This is a genomic window from Rothia nasimurium, assembly GCF_928392795.1.
Lineage (GTDB): Bacteria > Actinomycetota > Actinomycetes > Actinomycetales > Micrococcaceae > Rothia > Rothia nasimurium_F.
Window position 1 is genome coordinate 73,003 of sequence record NZ_CAKMTJ010000008.1, and the last position, 15,704, is coordinate 88,706.

The window sequence follows — 15,704 nt, forward strand, 5'->3', positions numbered from 1 at the left end:
CCTACCTCCGGGGCGATACACCGGGGACAGAAACGAAGGGGCGTAGGTTAGAGGCCTTGACTCTTTAGGCGCTCGCCAGGGCGCTGCGGCGGGCCTGGCGTTCTGCCTCAGCCTTATCCTCGCGGCGGTGGCGAATCCAGATGCTCAGGGCGGTACCCGCAACAGCCAGGGCAATCCAGCCCAGTAGCCAGGCGATACCCGAAGCCAGGCCGATAGAACCGCCAGCGATCAGGGATCGGAAGGCTTCTAGGGCATGGGTCAGTGGCAGCCAGGGGTGGATAGCCTGCAGGAAGGCAGGGGCGGTCTCAATCGGGTAGGTGCCTCCCGCCGCGCCGATCTGCACCACGGTCAGAATCAGGGCGATGAAACGGCCGGGGGCATCTAGTAGGGCAATGAGGGCCTGGTTGATGGCCAGGAAGGTGATGGAGGTCAGGACGGCAAAGCCGGTTAGACCCCAGAAGTTCCTCTCTTCAATGCCCACCCAGTAGTGGATAACGGTAGACATCACGGTGCCCTGAACAATACCCATGAGGAGCACCGGTACCAGGGCCCCGCGCAGGGTCCGCAGGCCGGAATGGCCGCCGCGGGCGAACTTGCGGGAGATGGCCGGGTACATCATGAAGTAGGCGATAGCGCCGACCCACAGGCCCAGGGTCATGAAGTAGGGGGCCAGGCCGTGACCGTAGGTGGGTACCTCGTTCAGGCGGGTCTTTTCAATGGTGACGGGGTCGCTGGTGACCGCGCTCAGTTCGCTAGCCTGGTCGGTGGTATAGCTGGGGACCTGCCCCACAGCATCCCCCAGGGAGGTCGCCAGCTGGGTGTTGCCGTCCTTTAGCTCGTTCAGGCCGCTGGCCAGGGAGGAGGCCCCGTCTACAGCTGACCCTGCCCCCTCGTCGAGGCTGGCAGCTCCGCCAGCTAGGCTGCTTGCTCCATCACTCAGGTTGCTAGTGCCCTCGGCCAGGGTCTGGGCACCGTCATTGAGGGTGGCTGACCCGCTGGCCAGGGAGCTGGTGCCCTCAGCCAGGGTGCTTGCGCCGGAGGATAGAGTGCCGGTGCCTTCAGCTAGGGTGTTCGCCCCGCTGGCCAGTTCACCGGTGCCTGAGGCGAGCGAAGCGGCCCCGTCGTTGGCCTGAGAAATAGCGGTGACTAGGGAGTTCAGGCTGGTGGACAGGGTGCCTGCCTTGCTGTTGAGGGTGGTGGCACCCTCACTGAGAGTATCGGCCCCGTCTGAGAGGGAGGTGGCCCCGCTGGCTAGCTGGCTGGCGCCGCTGTCCAGGGCGGACGCTCCCGCCGCCAGCTTGGTCAGGCCGCTTGAGTCGGTGCCCACCAGGGCATCTGCCCCGGTTGAAAGCTGCCCGGCGGCTGTATCGACCGCGCTCGCTCCACTGGCAAGGGTGGACGCTCCCGCGTTGAGCTGCTGCAGGGCAGCAAGTTTCTGCTCGTCGGTGAGGTTGCCCCAGTTATCGACGAGGGCCTGGGCGCTGGTAGAGAGCTCCTGGGTGCCCTCGGCTAGGGTGCCTGTAGCGGTATGGAGCTGCCCGGCCCCATCGGCGAGGGTCTGGGCACCGGTGACGGCGGCGTCCGCCCCCTCAGAGAGGGAGGTGGCTCCGCTGGCAAGCTGTCCGGCGGCGTCCTCAAGGCTCTGCGCGCCGCTGGCCAGGCCGTCCGCGCCGGACACCAGAGCACCGGTACCCTCGGTCAGGGCGGGCAGCTGCTCGGGCAGGGCAGATACCTCAGAGTTAATCTGGTTCAAGCCGTCCGAGAGGGAGGCTGCGCCGCTGGCAGCGCTATCAGCGCCATCTGCCAGAGTGCTTGCCCCGCTGTTCAGGTCGGTGGCCCCGGACGCCAGGGAGCTAGCGCCGTCGTTCACCTGGCTAGCGCCGTCGGCGAGAGAAGCAGAGCCGGATGCCAGCTCACCTGCACCGCTCTTGACCTGGGTGGCTCCGTCCGCAAGGGTGCTCGCCCCCGAGCTCAACTCGCTACTACCTGACTTGAGATCGGTCAGGCCCACGACCAGCTGGTCGGAGCCTTCCTGAGCACTGGTGGAACCGTCAGCTAGCTGGCTGGCACCGTCTGCCGCCTGCCCTAAAGAACCGTGAATGTCGGTAAAGCCCGCGTAGATGTTATTGAGGTACTCGGTGGACACCTGGCTAGCCAGGGTATCGGTGACCGCTGTGCCCAGGGAGCTGGCGATATTACCCGAGATGATATTGGAGCCGTCATTGGTTGCGATGGTCAGTGTGGCCCTCCGGGCTGCTGCTGCATCGTTTTCAGAAACTGACGCGACGTTGGCAGAGAAGTCGGCGGGAATGGTCAGCACCGCCTGTACCTCACCCTTTTCGAGCTTGGCCTGAGCCTCATCAGCGCCCATAGTAGACCAGTCAAAGTTCTGCGAGCTGTCGTTACTCAGCAGCTCATCGGTCAGCTGCCGCCCCAGGTTAAGGGTGTCGCCGGTTGCGGTGGTGGCCGGGGCGTCCTCATTCACAATCGCCGCCGGAACAGCATCAATCGTGCCCGTAGGGTCATAGTTCGACCAGGTCAAAATGCCTGAGTAAATCGAGGGAATAATAATGACGGCCAGCAGCACCAGGTACTTCATGGGACTGAACCGGTCGTGGAGCTTGGGGCGTTTAGCGCGCGTTGACGGCACGGGATTCCACCTGCTTTCAGGGTGTAGGGGCAGTAAAAGTATAAGGGGCGGGCTAGGAGAGAGCTGCCTGCATCATCTGGGCCAGGCGCTCGCCGGTGGCTTCTGCGGTGTGCTCGCCGGTGAAGTCGGTGGCCAGCCAGCGCACGGCGAGCCAGGCGACTCCGGCAGCAACGAACTGGGCGTAGTCGTTGGTCAGGCTGGGGGTTTTGGCTGTGAAGCGTTCGGTGACAGCCGGGCGGCTGAGGAAACGGTGGCTGAGGAAGCCGATGAGTTCGGTGACCAGGGAGGAGTTGCCTGAAATCGCCAGCACCCTGCGGTAGAAGATGGCATCGGCCTGGAGCTGCTTGAGCAGGTTGGTGCTGACCTCGCTGGTGAAGACCGCAACGGACGCACCGGGGTCAGCCGGGAGTAGGGAGTCGAAGGCGGCGCTGAGCTTGGTGAGGGCCGCGGTGTGGACGAGTTCGTGCACGTCGGTGAAGTGCTGGTAGAAGGTAGGGCGGCTGACCCCTGCCGCCTTGACGAGCACGGTGATGCTGAGGTTGCCGGGGTCGCTGGTGCTGAGAGCCTCGGTGGCAGCTTCGATGAGGGCTGCGCGGGAGCGGGCCGGACGCGGGTCGGCGGCGCGGGCGTCCTCTGCGGCGGGTGCCGGGGTGGGGATCATGGGGTTTCCTCTGCCAACAGTTTTCTTACAAATGTAAAGTTTACATCTGTAAAAAATATCGGCAAGCGGTGGGCATGTGAGATAAGAAATAGCTGTCTAGGTAGATTAGAAGCATGAGCATGTCACCCCGCCCCTTTGCTGTCGCCGCCCTGGCCTGCGGTGCTGCCGCTGCGGCGTCCGCCCTCTACCACCGCTACAAGCCCCTACCCGCTGGCCTGGGCCTTACCGGACCCTGGCGGAACGGGCAGGTGGAGCTACTGGCTGACCTGACCTACCGTGCCGGGGGTAAAAGCCAGACTGACCAGCAGATTTTTAGGGCGATTGAGGGCGTGATTGAGCGAGCTGAGAGCTTTTTGATACTCGACATGTTCCTCTTCAATAGCGACTACGACCGCTCCGGTGGGCGTACCTACCCGGCCCTCTCTCAGTGCCTTACCGACGCTTTGCTGACCAAGCGGGCAGCTGCCCCCGAGTTGCCCATTGTGCTCATCACCGACCCTATCAACACCTTCTACGGCAGCTACCCGCTACCCCACCTAGAGCGGTTGCGGGCAGCCGGGGTGCAGGTGATTGAAACCCGGCTGGAGGCTCTGCGGGACTCCAACCCCGTCTACTCTGGCCTCTACCGGGCGTTTCTGGCACACCTACCTGAGCTACCCGCCGTCCTGCCTAATGCTCTAGCCCCCGACGGGCCGCGCGTCTCACCCAACGCCTATGCCCACCTGCTCAACTTCAAGGCCAATCACCGAAAGGTCGCCCTGTCTGAAGCTGAGGCCGTGGTTAGCTCGGCCAACCCTCATGATGCCTCTGCCCCCAACTCCAACCTGGGTCTGCGGGTCACGGGGCCTGTGGTTGCTGATGTGCTGGCCAGTGAACTGGCCGTGCTGGACTTTTCTGCCCCTGACCTTGCCCGTGACCTGAGGGGGCTCGGGGCTGCTGAGGTTGCTGTGGGTTCGGGGAGTGGGGCTGAGATCCAGCTGGTGACTGAGAGCGGTATTCGCGATGCGGTACTGGAGCTGCTGGCCGACACCGGCTTAGGGGATAAGGCCTGTCTGGGCATGTTCTACCTAGCGGAGCGGCAGGTGGTTGCTGCTCTCAAAGCTGCTGCGGCCCGTGGGGTAACGGTGCAGGTGGTGCTTGACCTCAATATCGATGCTTTTGGCCGCACAAAAACCGGTCTGCCTGCCCTGCCTGTTGCTCGCGAGCTAACGAACGCCGGCGTACAGGTGCGCTGGTACGCCACAGGGGGCGAGCAGTTCCACCCCAAGTATTTGGCGGTTCACCGAGGGGCGGACGCTCCCGCCCCGGCAGATTCTGGTGGCTTTGAGCTCCTGAGCGGGTCGGGTAATTTCACCCGTCGAAATATTTGTAATTACAACCTAGAAACCAGTTTGCGGGTGCGCGCCGCGGGCGACTCAGTCCTAGCCCAGGAGTTCTCTGCCTACTGGTCCCTGATCTGGAATAACGAACCGGTAGACGGCGCCCAAACCACCTTCACCCTGCCCTACGCCGCCAAGGCGGGCGGGGGCGTCCTAAAATCGACCCTGCAAACCCTGGCCTACCGCGCCCAGGAGGCGACGGGGCTGAGTACTTTCTAGATGTGAATGATGCAAAGTTTGTAATAAGTGCAATAAATGAAAACTCTTGCACTTATTTCACTTAATCCGATAGTCTGAGGGTGCATCAAGCGAAGAATCACTGTTACCGAGGAATACTATGACTGCGCAGGCTCTCAAAAATACTGCGACTATCGAAACAAGCCAAGCTATGGCTCAGGAAGCCCACAACCTTCTTGCTCACCTTGAGAAGTCACCCAAGCTGTCTGTGTCGCTGACTGTATCTGGCGAGGCCAGTGAAGTGCTCGGTGCGGAACTGGTCGCTGCTTTGAAAGCAACTCTGTCAATTATTAGTCAGGGAGGGCATGCACAAGTGATTGCTGCGCCCAAAGACCTTACTACGACTGTGGCTGCCCGACGCATTGGTGTATCTCGCCCGACCCTCATGAAACTTATTCGTGAGGGAAAGATACCAGCCCATCAGGTAGGCACCCACTGGCGTGTTCGCACAGCTGATGTTGATGCCTACAGGGCGCAGCTACTTGCTGCGAAAACCGCCGAGCAGAAAGCTGCCTTCGAAGAGCTCATGAAACTTGACGAAGAGCTTGGAGTTTTAGACTAAACAAAATAGAAATATCGCTGCTTATGCTACCCATATCTTTAAGATGGGGTGGTATGAGCAGCGATATCTATCGGATAGTTCTCGACACCAACGTACTCATGAGCAAGACGTTGAGAGACTGGATTTTTCTCACCTGTATAGAAACGTAGGAATTCTGGTGCGACCGTGCCTAGCGTGCTTCGAAAAGCAGGAGCTTTGAATTTTGCTCGTTATCTCCAAACAGTGGTAATTCCGCGTTTATGATGCGGAGTCTCTTGGGGCAGATTGAAAACTTTAGGGCTTGCTCTTTTGGGTGCCCTGCGGGGATTGGTCGGTGAGTTTAAGGAGGTAAGAGTCTTTTCTTTATTTCATTCTGCCGGGGGAGTTCTTTTATCAGCAGGCTTGCTAAGCTGGCGGTAAGAGCGGGTAAAGAAGCCTGCTACCCGATGCCAGAAAGGACGCAGCCGTGAACCCTCAGACCGACATCACAAGCCCCCAGATCCAGAACAAGAAGCCGCCCCGCCGGCTCGCCGCCCTGCCCGCGCTAGCGGCGGCGGGCGTCCTCGCCCTTGCACCCCTGACCATGACGGCGGCCGAAGCAGCAGACCTACCTGCTGCGCCGGCGTCCGGCAACATTCGCGACGACGCCAACCTGCTCACCGACGCCGAAGAGAACACCCTCAACGACCTCATCGACCAGAAAAACCGGGGTACCGACCGCGCCCGCTTCGTTATCTACACCACCGACCAAAGCCCCGGTGACCTGCCCGACTACGCCACTGACCTGGGCAACGCCTGGGGCGTTGGCGACCAGGGTAAAGATAACGGAGCTGTGTTGGTCATCGATATGGAGGGCCGTGAAACCTTCATCGCGGTCGCCGACGGCGCCGGGGACTACATCAGCGATTCTGAGGCAGAAACCATCGCCAACGACGTCCTGGGCCCCTACCTCACCGACGGCAACTATGCCGCCGGTCTAGAGACCACCATCGACGAAATCTATGCCGCCGCAGAAACCGAAAGCGCCGATAGCAACCTGATTCTCTGGGGCGTCCTGGGCACCCTGGGTGCCGTTGCCGCGATTATTGTTGGGTGGGTTTTCCGCGACTACCGCAAGGTCAAGCGGGATGCCGAGGACGAGATGCGCCGGGCCAAGGAGGAGAACCCCGGCCTGAGCATTCCCGACGATATGCGCCGTGACTACATCAAATACCGCTATGCCAACCGCACCGCCCCGGCAGACCCCGACCAGCGCGAGGCCGAGCTTGCTGAGCAGGAAGCGGAGAACAAGGACACCTACACCCGCTACGCCCCCACCTTTAGCACCTGGCTACCCCTCTACGCGACCATGCCCCACCTCTACTCGGGCAGCAATCACGTGCCGGAAAATTCGGGAGCATCAGGGGGTAGCTTCTCGGGCGGCTCATCCTTCGGCGGCGGCGGAGGCTTCAGCGGCGGCGGTGGAGGCGGACGCTTCTAGCCCCGGCGGCGCTGCTCGCTAGTACTGAAGGTAATCGAAAACTTCATCTGCATGTTCTTTGAACGCGCAGATGAAGTTTTCGATTACCCACAAGAAGCGAGAGCCTAGGACGCCTCCGCCCGGCTAGCCAGACCCAGCAGGGCCCGGTGCACGGTGGTGTCGCCGGTGAGCTCCGGGTGGAAGGAGATACCCAGCAGGTGCCCCTGCCGCACGCCGACAACCTGCCCGGCGTGACGAGCCAGGACGATGACGTCCGCCCCCACCCGGGTGACAATGGGTGCGCGGATGAAGGCGGCCTTCACTGATACCTGCCCGCCTGTATCGGTAAGCTGACCGGAGTCGTCCGCCTCGGTAGCGCCCCAGGTCAGCTCGGTTTCTGCCGAGTCAACCTGGGAGCCAAAGGCGTTGCGGCGCACGGTCACATCGAGCAGACCCAGGGTTTGCTGGGCTGCCGCCGGGTCCTCAATCCCCTGAGCCAGAAGAATCAGCCCGGCGCAGGTGCCCAGGGTGGGCAGGCCACCTGCGATAACGTCAATGAGGGGCTGGCGCAGGCCAAAAATCCTGGTCAACCGGTCAATGGTCGTCGATTCCCCACCGGGAAGAACCAGGGCATCCAGCCCCTCCAACTGCTCGGGGCGCTTGACCAAAACCACCTGCGCCCCCAGCTTCTCCAGCAGGGACGCGTGCTCAGCGACCCCGCCCTGCAGGGCAAGGACGCCAACAACAGGGGGAAAATTCACTACCAGCCACGCTCCGCCAGGCGGTGGGGGGCGGGCAGGTCTGCCACGTTGATACCGACCATGGCCTCGCCCAGGCCGCGGGAGGCGTCCGCAACCGCTGCAGGGTCGTTGTAGAAGGCGGTTGCCTTAACGATCGCCTTGGCGCGCGCCTCGGGGTTGCCCGACTTGAAGATGCCGGAGCCGACGAAGACACCGTCCGCACCCAGTTGCATCATCATGGCTGCATCCGCCGGGGTTGCCACGCCACCGGCAGTGAAAAGGACGACCGGCAGCTTGCCGGTCTCGGCCACCTCGCGCACCAGCTCGTAGGGGGCAGCCAGCTCCTTGGCCTTGACGTAGAGCAGGTCGGGGGCGGTGGCGTGCAGGGCCTGCAACTCGGCAATCTGGGTCTTGATGGTGCGAATGTGCTTGGTGGCTTCAGAGACGTCACCGGTGCCAGCTTCACCCTTGGAACGGATCATGGCAGCGCCCTCGGTGATACGGCGCAGGGCCTCACCCAGGTTGGTGGCGCCGCAGACAAAGGGCACCTTAAAGGCGTGCTTGTCGATGTGATTGACGTAGTCAGCGGGGGAAAGCACCTCGGACTCGTCGATGTAGTCCACCTTGAGGTGCTCAAGAATCTGGGCCTCAACGAAGTGACCGATACGGGCCTTAGCCATAACGGGAATAGAGACGGCGTCGATGATTCCCTCGATCATGTCGGGGTCGCTCATGCGGGCCACGCCGCCCTGGGCGCGGATATCGGCGGGTACACGTTCGAGGGCCATGACGGCTACGGCGCCGGCATCCTCTGCGATTTTTGCCTGTTCGGGGGTGACGACGTCCATGATGACGCCGCCCTTGAGCATGTCGGCTAGGCCGCGCTTGACGAGGGGGGAGCCGGTAACGGTGGTTTCTGCGGTGTTGTGTTCAGTCATGGTTTCAACTGTGCCCGCCGATGTGGCCTAAGAATAGGGCCAGTTTCTAGCAAAGTTTTTAGACCACAGGTAGCGAGGCGGACGCCCGTCAGCACGTTTTAGGGGGCAATTTGTCCCCAAAAGCTAAAATTTTGCCCCCTCCATGCCGAAGGGTGAAGAGGTTTGGGGGACAAAACTGCAGCAAAATCTTTGAAAAAATGAGCTGATTTGCCCAAAAAACCCGACCTTGGGGACAGGCTGAAAATTTTTTCCAAAAAATTTTTTCACCAGACAAGCTAGACTTTACAAGGCAAAACAAAAATACTTGATGCGGAAAGTGGCATTTTTGTCCCCATCTCGCCTTGTCTTGTCCCCCAAACGTCCTATAAAGTTTTCAACCGAAGCACAAAGGGCTAACCCAAAGCCCACAGGCTCCACCCAGGAGCCACACGAACCCACCCAGGGTTCACCCCGAGATTCCCCAAGAATCTCAACCACCCCAGCTCTCCCCAAGAGCTTCCCATCCCAAACAAGTACACACGAAAGAGACCCAAGCCATGCTTTCTGTATCCCGCCGCAACTTCCTGTCACTGACCGCCGCTACCGCCGTTGCAACCGCGCTGACCACCCAGGCTGCGCACGCAAACACCGGTATGGTACTCAACGGTGAAGGCCTGAAATCAGGCGTCCTGCGCTTTACCCCCCTGGCAGACATCAACTACACCTCCCCCTTCGCTCAGGCATTCACCGACGCTCGTGCCTTCACTACCGTAGGCACCAAGCACTCAGACGCCCTGGTGGAAGCAACCTACACCACCTCGCGTCCTGCAGCAGGTACCATTTACACCCGCGTCATCGCACGACGCAACAGCACCGGTCGTGACTACTACACCGCGATGCTCTCCATCGCCCACAGCGGCACTATGACCCTGCATATCGAGCGTGTGATCAACCACCGCACCGTTGTACTCGGTCAGAAGGTTCTTGCAACCGCTGCCCCCACCTCAGCTTTCTCCTACGAGCTGGCTCTGTCTGTCCGCGCAACCCGTCTGGTTGCTCAGGTCATCATCAACGGCCAGGCCGTTGAGAACCTGGTATGCAACGACGACCAGGTCCCCTTCCACGCAACCCCCCAGGGTACTGGCACCGGTATCAGCGCCTACGCAGGCCGCACCGTCCCCTCCACCCACCTGGTCAAGGTTGAGAAGTCCAAGGCAGATAACTGGGGCGAGCACCGCGGCGCTCTGACCGCTACTGGCTGGGGCAAGCTCATCTTCGAAGATGACTTCAACAACGGCGCGATCGACGGCGCTAAGTGGCGCGTGCGCGATAAGTCCTACGTAGGCTACGACTCCGGCGTCAACCTCAAGGAAGCCGTCACCATGGGTGACTCCTCCACCAAGATCTGGCTGAAGAAGCTGGCTACCCCCGTCACCTACAAGGACGGCAAGCTGCGCGAATGGGCCACCGGCTACATCGACACCATGGGCAAGTTCTCCGCTGAGAGCTTCCGCCTGGAATACCGCGCTAAGCAGCCCGCCTCAAACCCCACCCACATCGGCGCCTGGGGCGGCATCTGGATGCGCCCCAACAACACCGCTCTGCTCGGTGAAATCGACATCTCCGAGTCCTACGGCTACGCTTCCGGCAAGCAGAAGGTTGATATCTCCAACCGTTCCGAGGGCACTGTGCACTACGGCCAGCAGCAGGGTAACAAGGCTAAGAAGAACGCCCTGATTCCCGTACTGGGCCAGAACCTTGCCGATGAATACCACACCTGGGCAGTTGAGAAGACTCCTGCCGGTATCAAGTTCTTCTTTGACGGGGTTGAATACCTGTTCGTCTCGTCAGAGGATCCTCGCTACCAGGCCGCACTGCCTGCTGGTGAGAAGTTCAACATCCGTTTGTGCATGCAGGCAGGCAATGCCTACTGGGGTGGCCTCGCTGAGACCACCGCGGATTGCGCAATCGAGGTTGACTACGTACGCGTTTGGGAGTACGTAGGCTAGTCAGATTCCCTGGGAAGAATCTGATGCGAGAGGGGTACCGGCGCCAGCAGCCCGGTGCCCCTTTTCGTTATGTTTGGGATAGATGCCCGCCGCGTGTGCTTCGCGGCGGGCATTTTTCGTGGTGGACATTTGTCGTGGGGTACGGACGCCGGTGGGTTAATATCGGGGGAGCGCGGCTTTGATGTGAGGGGAGTGTGGCGTGGCGGGGTATTCGCGGTTTGATCAGTTGCCGGTGAGCGTGTCGCGGTCGGCGCCGGGTTCTTTGCCGTCGCAGGTGGCTGAGCAGATTCGGGCTCTGGTGCTGGGTGGTTTTCTGGTGGCGGGGGACCCGATGCCTTCTACTCGCGCGCTGGCTGAGCGCCTGAATGTTTCACGTGGAACGGTTGTTTTTGCGTATGAGCAACTGGTGGGTGAGGGCTATTTAACCAGCGGACGCGGCGGCACCCGCGTGGCTGGAAACCTCACTCTGAGTGCCCCGCAGTTTCCTGGGGTTCCCGCCTCCGTGGGAGGAGCGGGTCCCGTCCAGCCCCCTGCTGGGAGCGGAGAAATGGGGCGGACGTCCGCGCACAGGAGGGTGCCGATCACCTCTCCTGCTGACACGGCTAACCGTGACCTCATCGACCTTCGCCCCGGTAGTCCCGATACCTCTCTGGTGGCAAGCTCCACCTGGCGGGCTGCCTGGCGGCAGGCCGCTGCCAATCCGGGTACTGCGCACCCGCCGGCGGGGTCCTACGAGCTGAGGGTGCAGCTGGCTGAGCACCTGAGACTCATGCGATCGGTGCTACGCACCCCCGATGACCTCTTGGTAACTGCCGGTGCCCGTGATGGCTTCCGACTGATTCTTACCGCCCTGCGGCGCAGGGTGCGCAACCGTCCGCTTCGTATTGCGGTGGAGAACCCCGGCTACCCCTCCCTGCATCGCATTCCTCTGGCCTTTGGTCACGAAATCCTACCTATCGAGGTTGATGAACAGGGGCTCAACCCTGCCCACCTGCCTACGGGGCCTAACCGGCCCGACTTCGTCCTGATAGCTCCTAGCCACCAGTACCCTCTGGGAGCTTCCATGCCGCTGGCGCGCCGCCTGGAACTGCTGGCCTGGGCGCGCACCCACGACGCCCTGCTGGTTGAAGACGACTACGATTCTGAGCTGCGCTATGTGGGCGACCCCCTGCCGGCTCTAGCTTCTCTTGACCGCTCACCTCTGCCAGGTGGGGCCGAAGCGCATCCGGCCCGGTGGGCATCTGACCGGGTGGTAACTCTCGGATCCTTTGCCAAGATGCTGGCACCCGGCCTCAACCTGGGCTATGTGGTGGCCCCGCGACACCTACAGGCAGACCTGCTGGAATTGCGTGCTGACCTGGGTAATCCGGTCTCCTCGGTAGTGCAGGACGCCCTGGCCGCCTTTCTTGCCGCAGGCGGAGTGCGCCGCCATACGGCGCGTATGCGTCGGGTTTACCGCGGACGCCGGGAGCAAGTGCTCACAGCCTTGGAGGGTCTAGCCGGTCCGCAGGTATTGCCCATGGACGGAGGCCTGCATGCAGTGATTTATCTCCCCGGTGCCGACCCTGCCCGGGGCACAAGCCTTGAGCAGGACCTGGTTGCCACTGCCCATTCAACCGGTGTACTGGTGGCCCCGCTGGGGGACTACTGGTCAGCCCGGGCAGAAACCGGTGAAGGCCTCTATGGGTTGGTTCTAGGTTTTGGTGCGGTCAGTGACCGTAAGCTGGCTCTGGGTCTGGCGCGTCTGCGGCAGGTGCTTGAGGGCTACTCTTTCGATGGAGGTGCCCCAACAGGCCAGTAGTGCGTAACAGGCTGCCGGTAGCTCAGCGGCGGTCAGCTTGGCTGGTTAGACTGGTGGGGTGACTTTTGATTCTCAGCACTCCGATTTCCAGCAATCCGATTCCAAGCCCTCCACCCCTCACCCGGCTAGCACCGGTCAGCAGGCTGCCCCCAAGCGTCCGGCTGATCCGGCACTTGCTGCTGCCCTGACAGGTCCCACCTTGGTGCACGCTCTAGTGTTTCTAGCTTTTGGTCTTACCACGGTCTTTTGGCAGCAGCCGACCCTGGGCGTCATTACCGTCATGTTGGGGCTCTATATGCTGGGCTATGCGGGGGCGTCCTATCTGACGGCGCAAACCCTGCGCCGCGTGGGTGATTCCGGCACCGCCCAGGCCTTTACCTCTATTGCCCTGGTGCAGGCCGCCGGTGGTGTGCTAGCTTTTGTGGCCCCCCGCGGGGAGTTCTGGCTGACCCTCATCGCCGCCTGTGTGTTGGGTTTGACCGGTGTGCTCAAGCTACTTGCCGGTATGCGCACTAAAGCCAGCAACCCCGCGGCCCGCGACTGGCAGCTAGAGGGAACTATCGTGACGCTTTCAGCTGCTGCTCTGCCCGTGGTTTCTGAGATTGGCGATAAGGCCATTATGGGTACCGCCGGTGGCGGCGCCCTGGTGGCCGGTATTTTCTTGGTAGTTGGGGCTCTGACCCTGCGTGCGGACGCCCGTCGCGGCTAGGAGCTGTCGGGCAAAAGTGGCGCTCACCCCGTAGACTGGTGGAGAGTTTGTTTTCAGGAGGAATGGTCTTGGCTCAGAAGAGTGAATCACCCAATCGTGGGTTTAAGGCGCAGGTGCGCGGTCCGCTGATTATTGCGGCGGTCTTGGCTCTGGTGGCTTTCTTAGGCATCGTGGTTTTTGCAACTGGCGGTACAAATAACACCCCGAACGTGGTCTTGGCTCTGACTGTTGCGGGTGCTGTTTTCGTGGTCACCCTGGTCATGTGTGCAACCCTGATTTTGGTGGAACGTCCTAACGACCCCGAGCTGGGGGAGGGTACCGGCATCAACCGGTCCTCCGCCAAGCTATACGCGGAGGCTAAGGCCCGCCGTGAAGCTGAAACCAAGCGCCGTGAGGCTGAGGAAAAGGAGCGCTTGGCCAAGCGCATTGACGAGGCGAACGCTGCCCAGGACGGCCAGCAGTAAGTCTGTTCCGCAAGGCAGAAGGGCCGGGGCAGGTACCAGTGGTGGTGCCTGCCCCGGCCCTTTTATGGATAAGGCTCTGAGGCGCCGGGCGTCCTAAACCTCGGGGTTCCCTAGCCTTCGGGGCACCCCTAAATCTCGGGGGCGATGAAGACCCCGTCGAAGTAGGCGGCCAGAGCCGCATGATCGGCCAGGGGCAGAACTGCGCCTACATATTGGTCGGGGCGGACCACCACCATCACGCCGTCGCGGGAGAGTTGGCGCTCCTCGAAGATATCTTCATCGGGTAGGGCGCAGTAGATGTTCTCCCAGTACTCAAGCTGATAGGTGCCCACCAGGGGCCGGAAGGCCGCCGGTACGTCTGTGACCTCAAAATCGGTGTAGTTCTGCTGGTAAACCACCACCGGCTCAATCAGGGCATCAAAGTCAACACCCTCAGCCCGGTAGCGCACGAAGGGGGAGGTGGCGTCCTGGGTCAAGAAGTCGCTCAGGGCCCGCACCTTAGAGTCAGCGGACGCGGGGTGGGCGGCGTCCGCAAAAACGTAGAGGCGGTAGCGTCCGTCGGCCATAGCCTCATGCCCCAGGTGGCGGGGGTAGGCGTTCTCGCGGCGGTTCACACGGGCTGAACGGAACCGCTTGCCCACGGGGAAGCCCTCAGCCAGGTGCTGGTGCTCGGTACCGCCGGTGATGAGGGAAGGCTTGTACTCGGTCATGAAACCGGCCGGGAACTCGGCGGTTTTCACGTAGAACTCTTCAAGATATTCGGGGCTGGGTAGGTCCTCGGGTTTGGTGGCCATGAGGGTGGACCACTCTTTATCGAAGTCAATCAGGTTCTGGGCGATTTCCTGACGTTCGCCGGAGTAGGTGTCGAGCAGGGCTTCGGGGGCGCGTCCTGAGAGCACATGGCCAAGCTTCCAGGCGATGTTGAAGCCGTCCTGCATGGAGACGTTCATGCCCTGGCCTGCCTTGGCTGAGTGGGTGTGGCAGGCGTCGCCGGTGATGAAGACGCGGGGGGTGCGGGTGCCGCGGTCACAGGTATCGATGTCGTCGAAGTGGTCGGTGAGACGGTGGCCCACTTCGTAGACCGAGTGCCAGGCGACGTGTTTCACGTCGATGGAGTAGGGGTGGTAGATGGCATTGGCCCGGTCGATGATGTCTTCGATGGGGGTTGATCGCACGGCGTGGTTGTCGTCAAGGGGCACTTCGCCCAGGTCGACGTAGACGCGGGCCAGGTGGCCGCCTTCGCGAGGGATATGCAGGATAGAACCCTTGGTAGAGGTGATAGCGCACTTCATGCGCCAGTCGGGGAAGTCTGTATTGACGACGACGTCCATGACGCCCCAGGCGTGGTTGGCGGCGTCGCCTGAGAGGGTGCGGCCAATGGACTTGCGGACGCCGGAGCGGGCCCCGTCGCAGCCGATGACGTACTTGGCGCGGACGGTGCGTTCTTCGCCGTAGTGTTCGCCGGTTGTATGGCGGACGGTGACTTTCACGGGGTAGTCGTGGTCTTCTTCAATGGTGAGCCCGAGAAACTCAATGCCGTAATCGGGGGTGATTTTGCCGGGGGAATTGCGGGCGAAGTCGGCGAAGTAGTCGAGAATGCGGGCCTGGTTGATGATCAGGTGGGGGAATTCGCTGATGTTGTGGGGGTCGTCGGGGGTGCGGGTGGTGCGGACGATGTTGTCGGGGTTGGCAGGGTCAGGTTTCCAGAAGCTAGTTTCGGTGATGTGGTAGGCCTCGCGGATTACTTCTTCGGCAAAGCGGAAGGCCTGGAAGGTTTCGACGCTACGGGCCTGGATTCCGTCGGCTTGGCCGAGTTCGAGGCGGCCTGCCCTGCGTTCGATGATGCGGGTGTTGATGTGGGGGAACTGGGAGAGCTGGGCGGCGGCAATCATGCCAGCGGGGCCGGATCCGACGATGAGGACGTCCATGGTCTCGGGTAGTTCATCTGCGCGGTTAATGCCGTAGCCTGCTGGGTCTTCAAGGCGTGGGTCGCGGGAAATATAGCCGTTGTGGTGGAAATGCATGGTGCTCCTTAGGGAGTGGGTGCGGCGCTGCACCCCAGCAAAGATGTGATGGGTAACACTTGCTCTGAATCATATACGATGTGCAGCAGGGGCGGCAAGGGTTGTCTGAAATC

General features: G+C 61.7%; 12 protein-coding genes. 7 read left to right on the forward strand and 5 right to left on the reverse strand.

Going from position 1 to position 15,704, the window contains the following annotated elements; all coding sequences use genetic code 11:
• Positions 1-64: 64 nt before the first annotated feature.
• The gene (locus tag L6963_RS09280) at positions 65-2,650 is read right to left on the reverse strand and encodes a YhgE/Pip domain-containing protein (protein ID WP_237207430.1); all 2,586 of its coding nucleotides are present in this window, start codon (positions 2,648-2,650) and stop codon (positions 65-67) included.
• A 52-nt stretch (positions 2,651-2,702) separates the two neighbouring features.
• A complete protein-coding gene (locus L6963_RS09285) occupies positions 2,703-3,311 on the reverse strand; it encodes a TetR/AcrR family transcriptional regulator (RefSeq protein ID WP_237207431.1) in 609 nt (202 codons plus the stop codon).
• A gap of 113 nt (positions 3,312-3,424) precedes the next feature.
• Between L6963_RS09285 and L6963_RS09290 the strand changes: the two genes are divergently transcribed.
• The 3 genes from L6963_RS09290 (at position 3,425) to L6963_RS09300 (ending at position 6,948) form a co-directional block, all read left to right on the forward strand.
• Positions 3,425-4,909 (forward strand): phospholipase D-like domain-containing protein, encoded by a 1,485-nt coding sequence (locus L6963_RS09290; protein WP_237207432.1) that lies wholly within the window; start codon positions 3,425-3,427, stop codon positions 4,907-4,909.
• Between the two features lie 118 nt (positions 4,910-5,027).
• Positions 5,028-5,489 (forward strand): helix-turn-helix domain-containing protein, encoded by a 462-nt coding sequence (locus tag L6963_RS09295; protein ID WP_237207433.1) that lies wholly within the window; start codon positions 5,028-5,030, stop codon positions 5,487-5,489.
• Positions 5,490-5,934: 445 nt separating this feature from the next.
• Positions 5,935-6,948, forward strand: coding sequence for a TPM domain-containing protein (locus tag L6963_RS09300; RefSeq protein ID WP_237207434.1), 1,014 nt, complete (start codon positions 5,935-5,937; stop codon positions 6,946-6,948).
• 104 nt (positions 6,949-7,052) lie between these two features.
• Here the strand turns inward: L6963_RS09300 and pdxT are convergent, their stop codons facing one another.
• Positions 7,053-7,688, reverse strand: a complete 636-nt coding sequence (gene pdxT / locus L6963_RS09305; RefSeq protein ID WP_237207435.1) for a pyridoxal 5'-phosphate synthase glutaminase subunit PdxT — start codon at positions 7,686-7,688, stop codon at positions 7,053-7,055.
• Positions 7,688-8,605, reverse strand: coding sequence for a pyridoxal 5'-phosphate synthase lyase subunit PdxS (gene pdxS / locus L6963_RS09310; RefSeq protein ID WP_185173864.1), 918 nt, complete (start codon positions 8,603-8,605; stop codon positions 7,688-7,690). The genes pdxT and pdxS overlap by 1 nt, the downstream gene beginning before the upstream one ends.
• A 536-nt stretch (positions 8,606-9,141) precedes the next feature.
• On the opposite strand from pdxS, the gene L6963_RS09315 reads away from it, so the two are divergent.
• The 4 genes from L6963_RS09315 (at position 9,142) to L6963_RS09330 (ending at position 13,567) form a co-directional block, all read left to right on the forward strand.
• Positions 9,142-10,593 carry a glycoside hydrolase family 16 protein gene (locus tag L6963_RS09315; protein ID WP_237207436.1) on the forward strand — a complete coding sequence of 484 codons (1,452 nt, stop codon included), beginning with the start codon at positions 9,142-9,144 and terminating at the stop codon, positions 10,591-10,593.
• A gap of 274 nt (positions 10,594-10,867) precedes the next feature.
• Complete coding sequence (locus tag L6963_RS09320) at positions 10,868-12,394, forward strand: PLP-dependent aminotransferase family protein (RefSeq protein WP_272878941.1); 1,527 nt, start codon at positions 10,868-10,870, stop codon at positions 12,392-12,394.
• A 58-nt stretch (positions 12,395-12,452) separates the two neighbouring features.
• Positions 12,453-13,103, forward strand: a complete 651-nt coding sequence (locus L6963_RS09325) for a hypothetical protein (RefSeq protein WP_237207437.1) — start codon at positions 12,453-12,455, stop codon at positions 13,101-13,103.
• A 68-nt stretch (positions 13,104-13,171) separates the two neighbouring features.
• Positions 13,172-13,567 (forward strand): hypothetical protein, encoded by a 396-nt coding sequence (locus L6963_RS09330; RefSeq protein WP_237186692.1) that lies wholly within the window; start codon positions 13,172-13,174, stop codon positions 13,565-13,567.
• Positions 13,568-13,695: 128 nt separating this feature from the next.
• On the opposite strand, the gene L6963_RS09335 is transcribed toward L6963_RS09330, so the two are convergent.
• Positions 13,696-15,591, reverse strand: coding sequence for an FAD-binding monooxygenase (locus tag L6963_RS09335; RefSeq protein ID WP_237207438.1), 1,896 nt, complete (start codon positions 15,589-15,591; stop codon positions 13,696-13,698).
• Positions 15,592-15,704 lie beyond the last annotated feature (113 nt).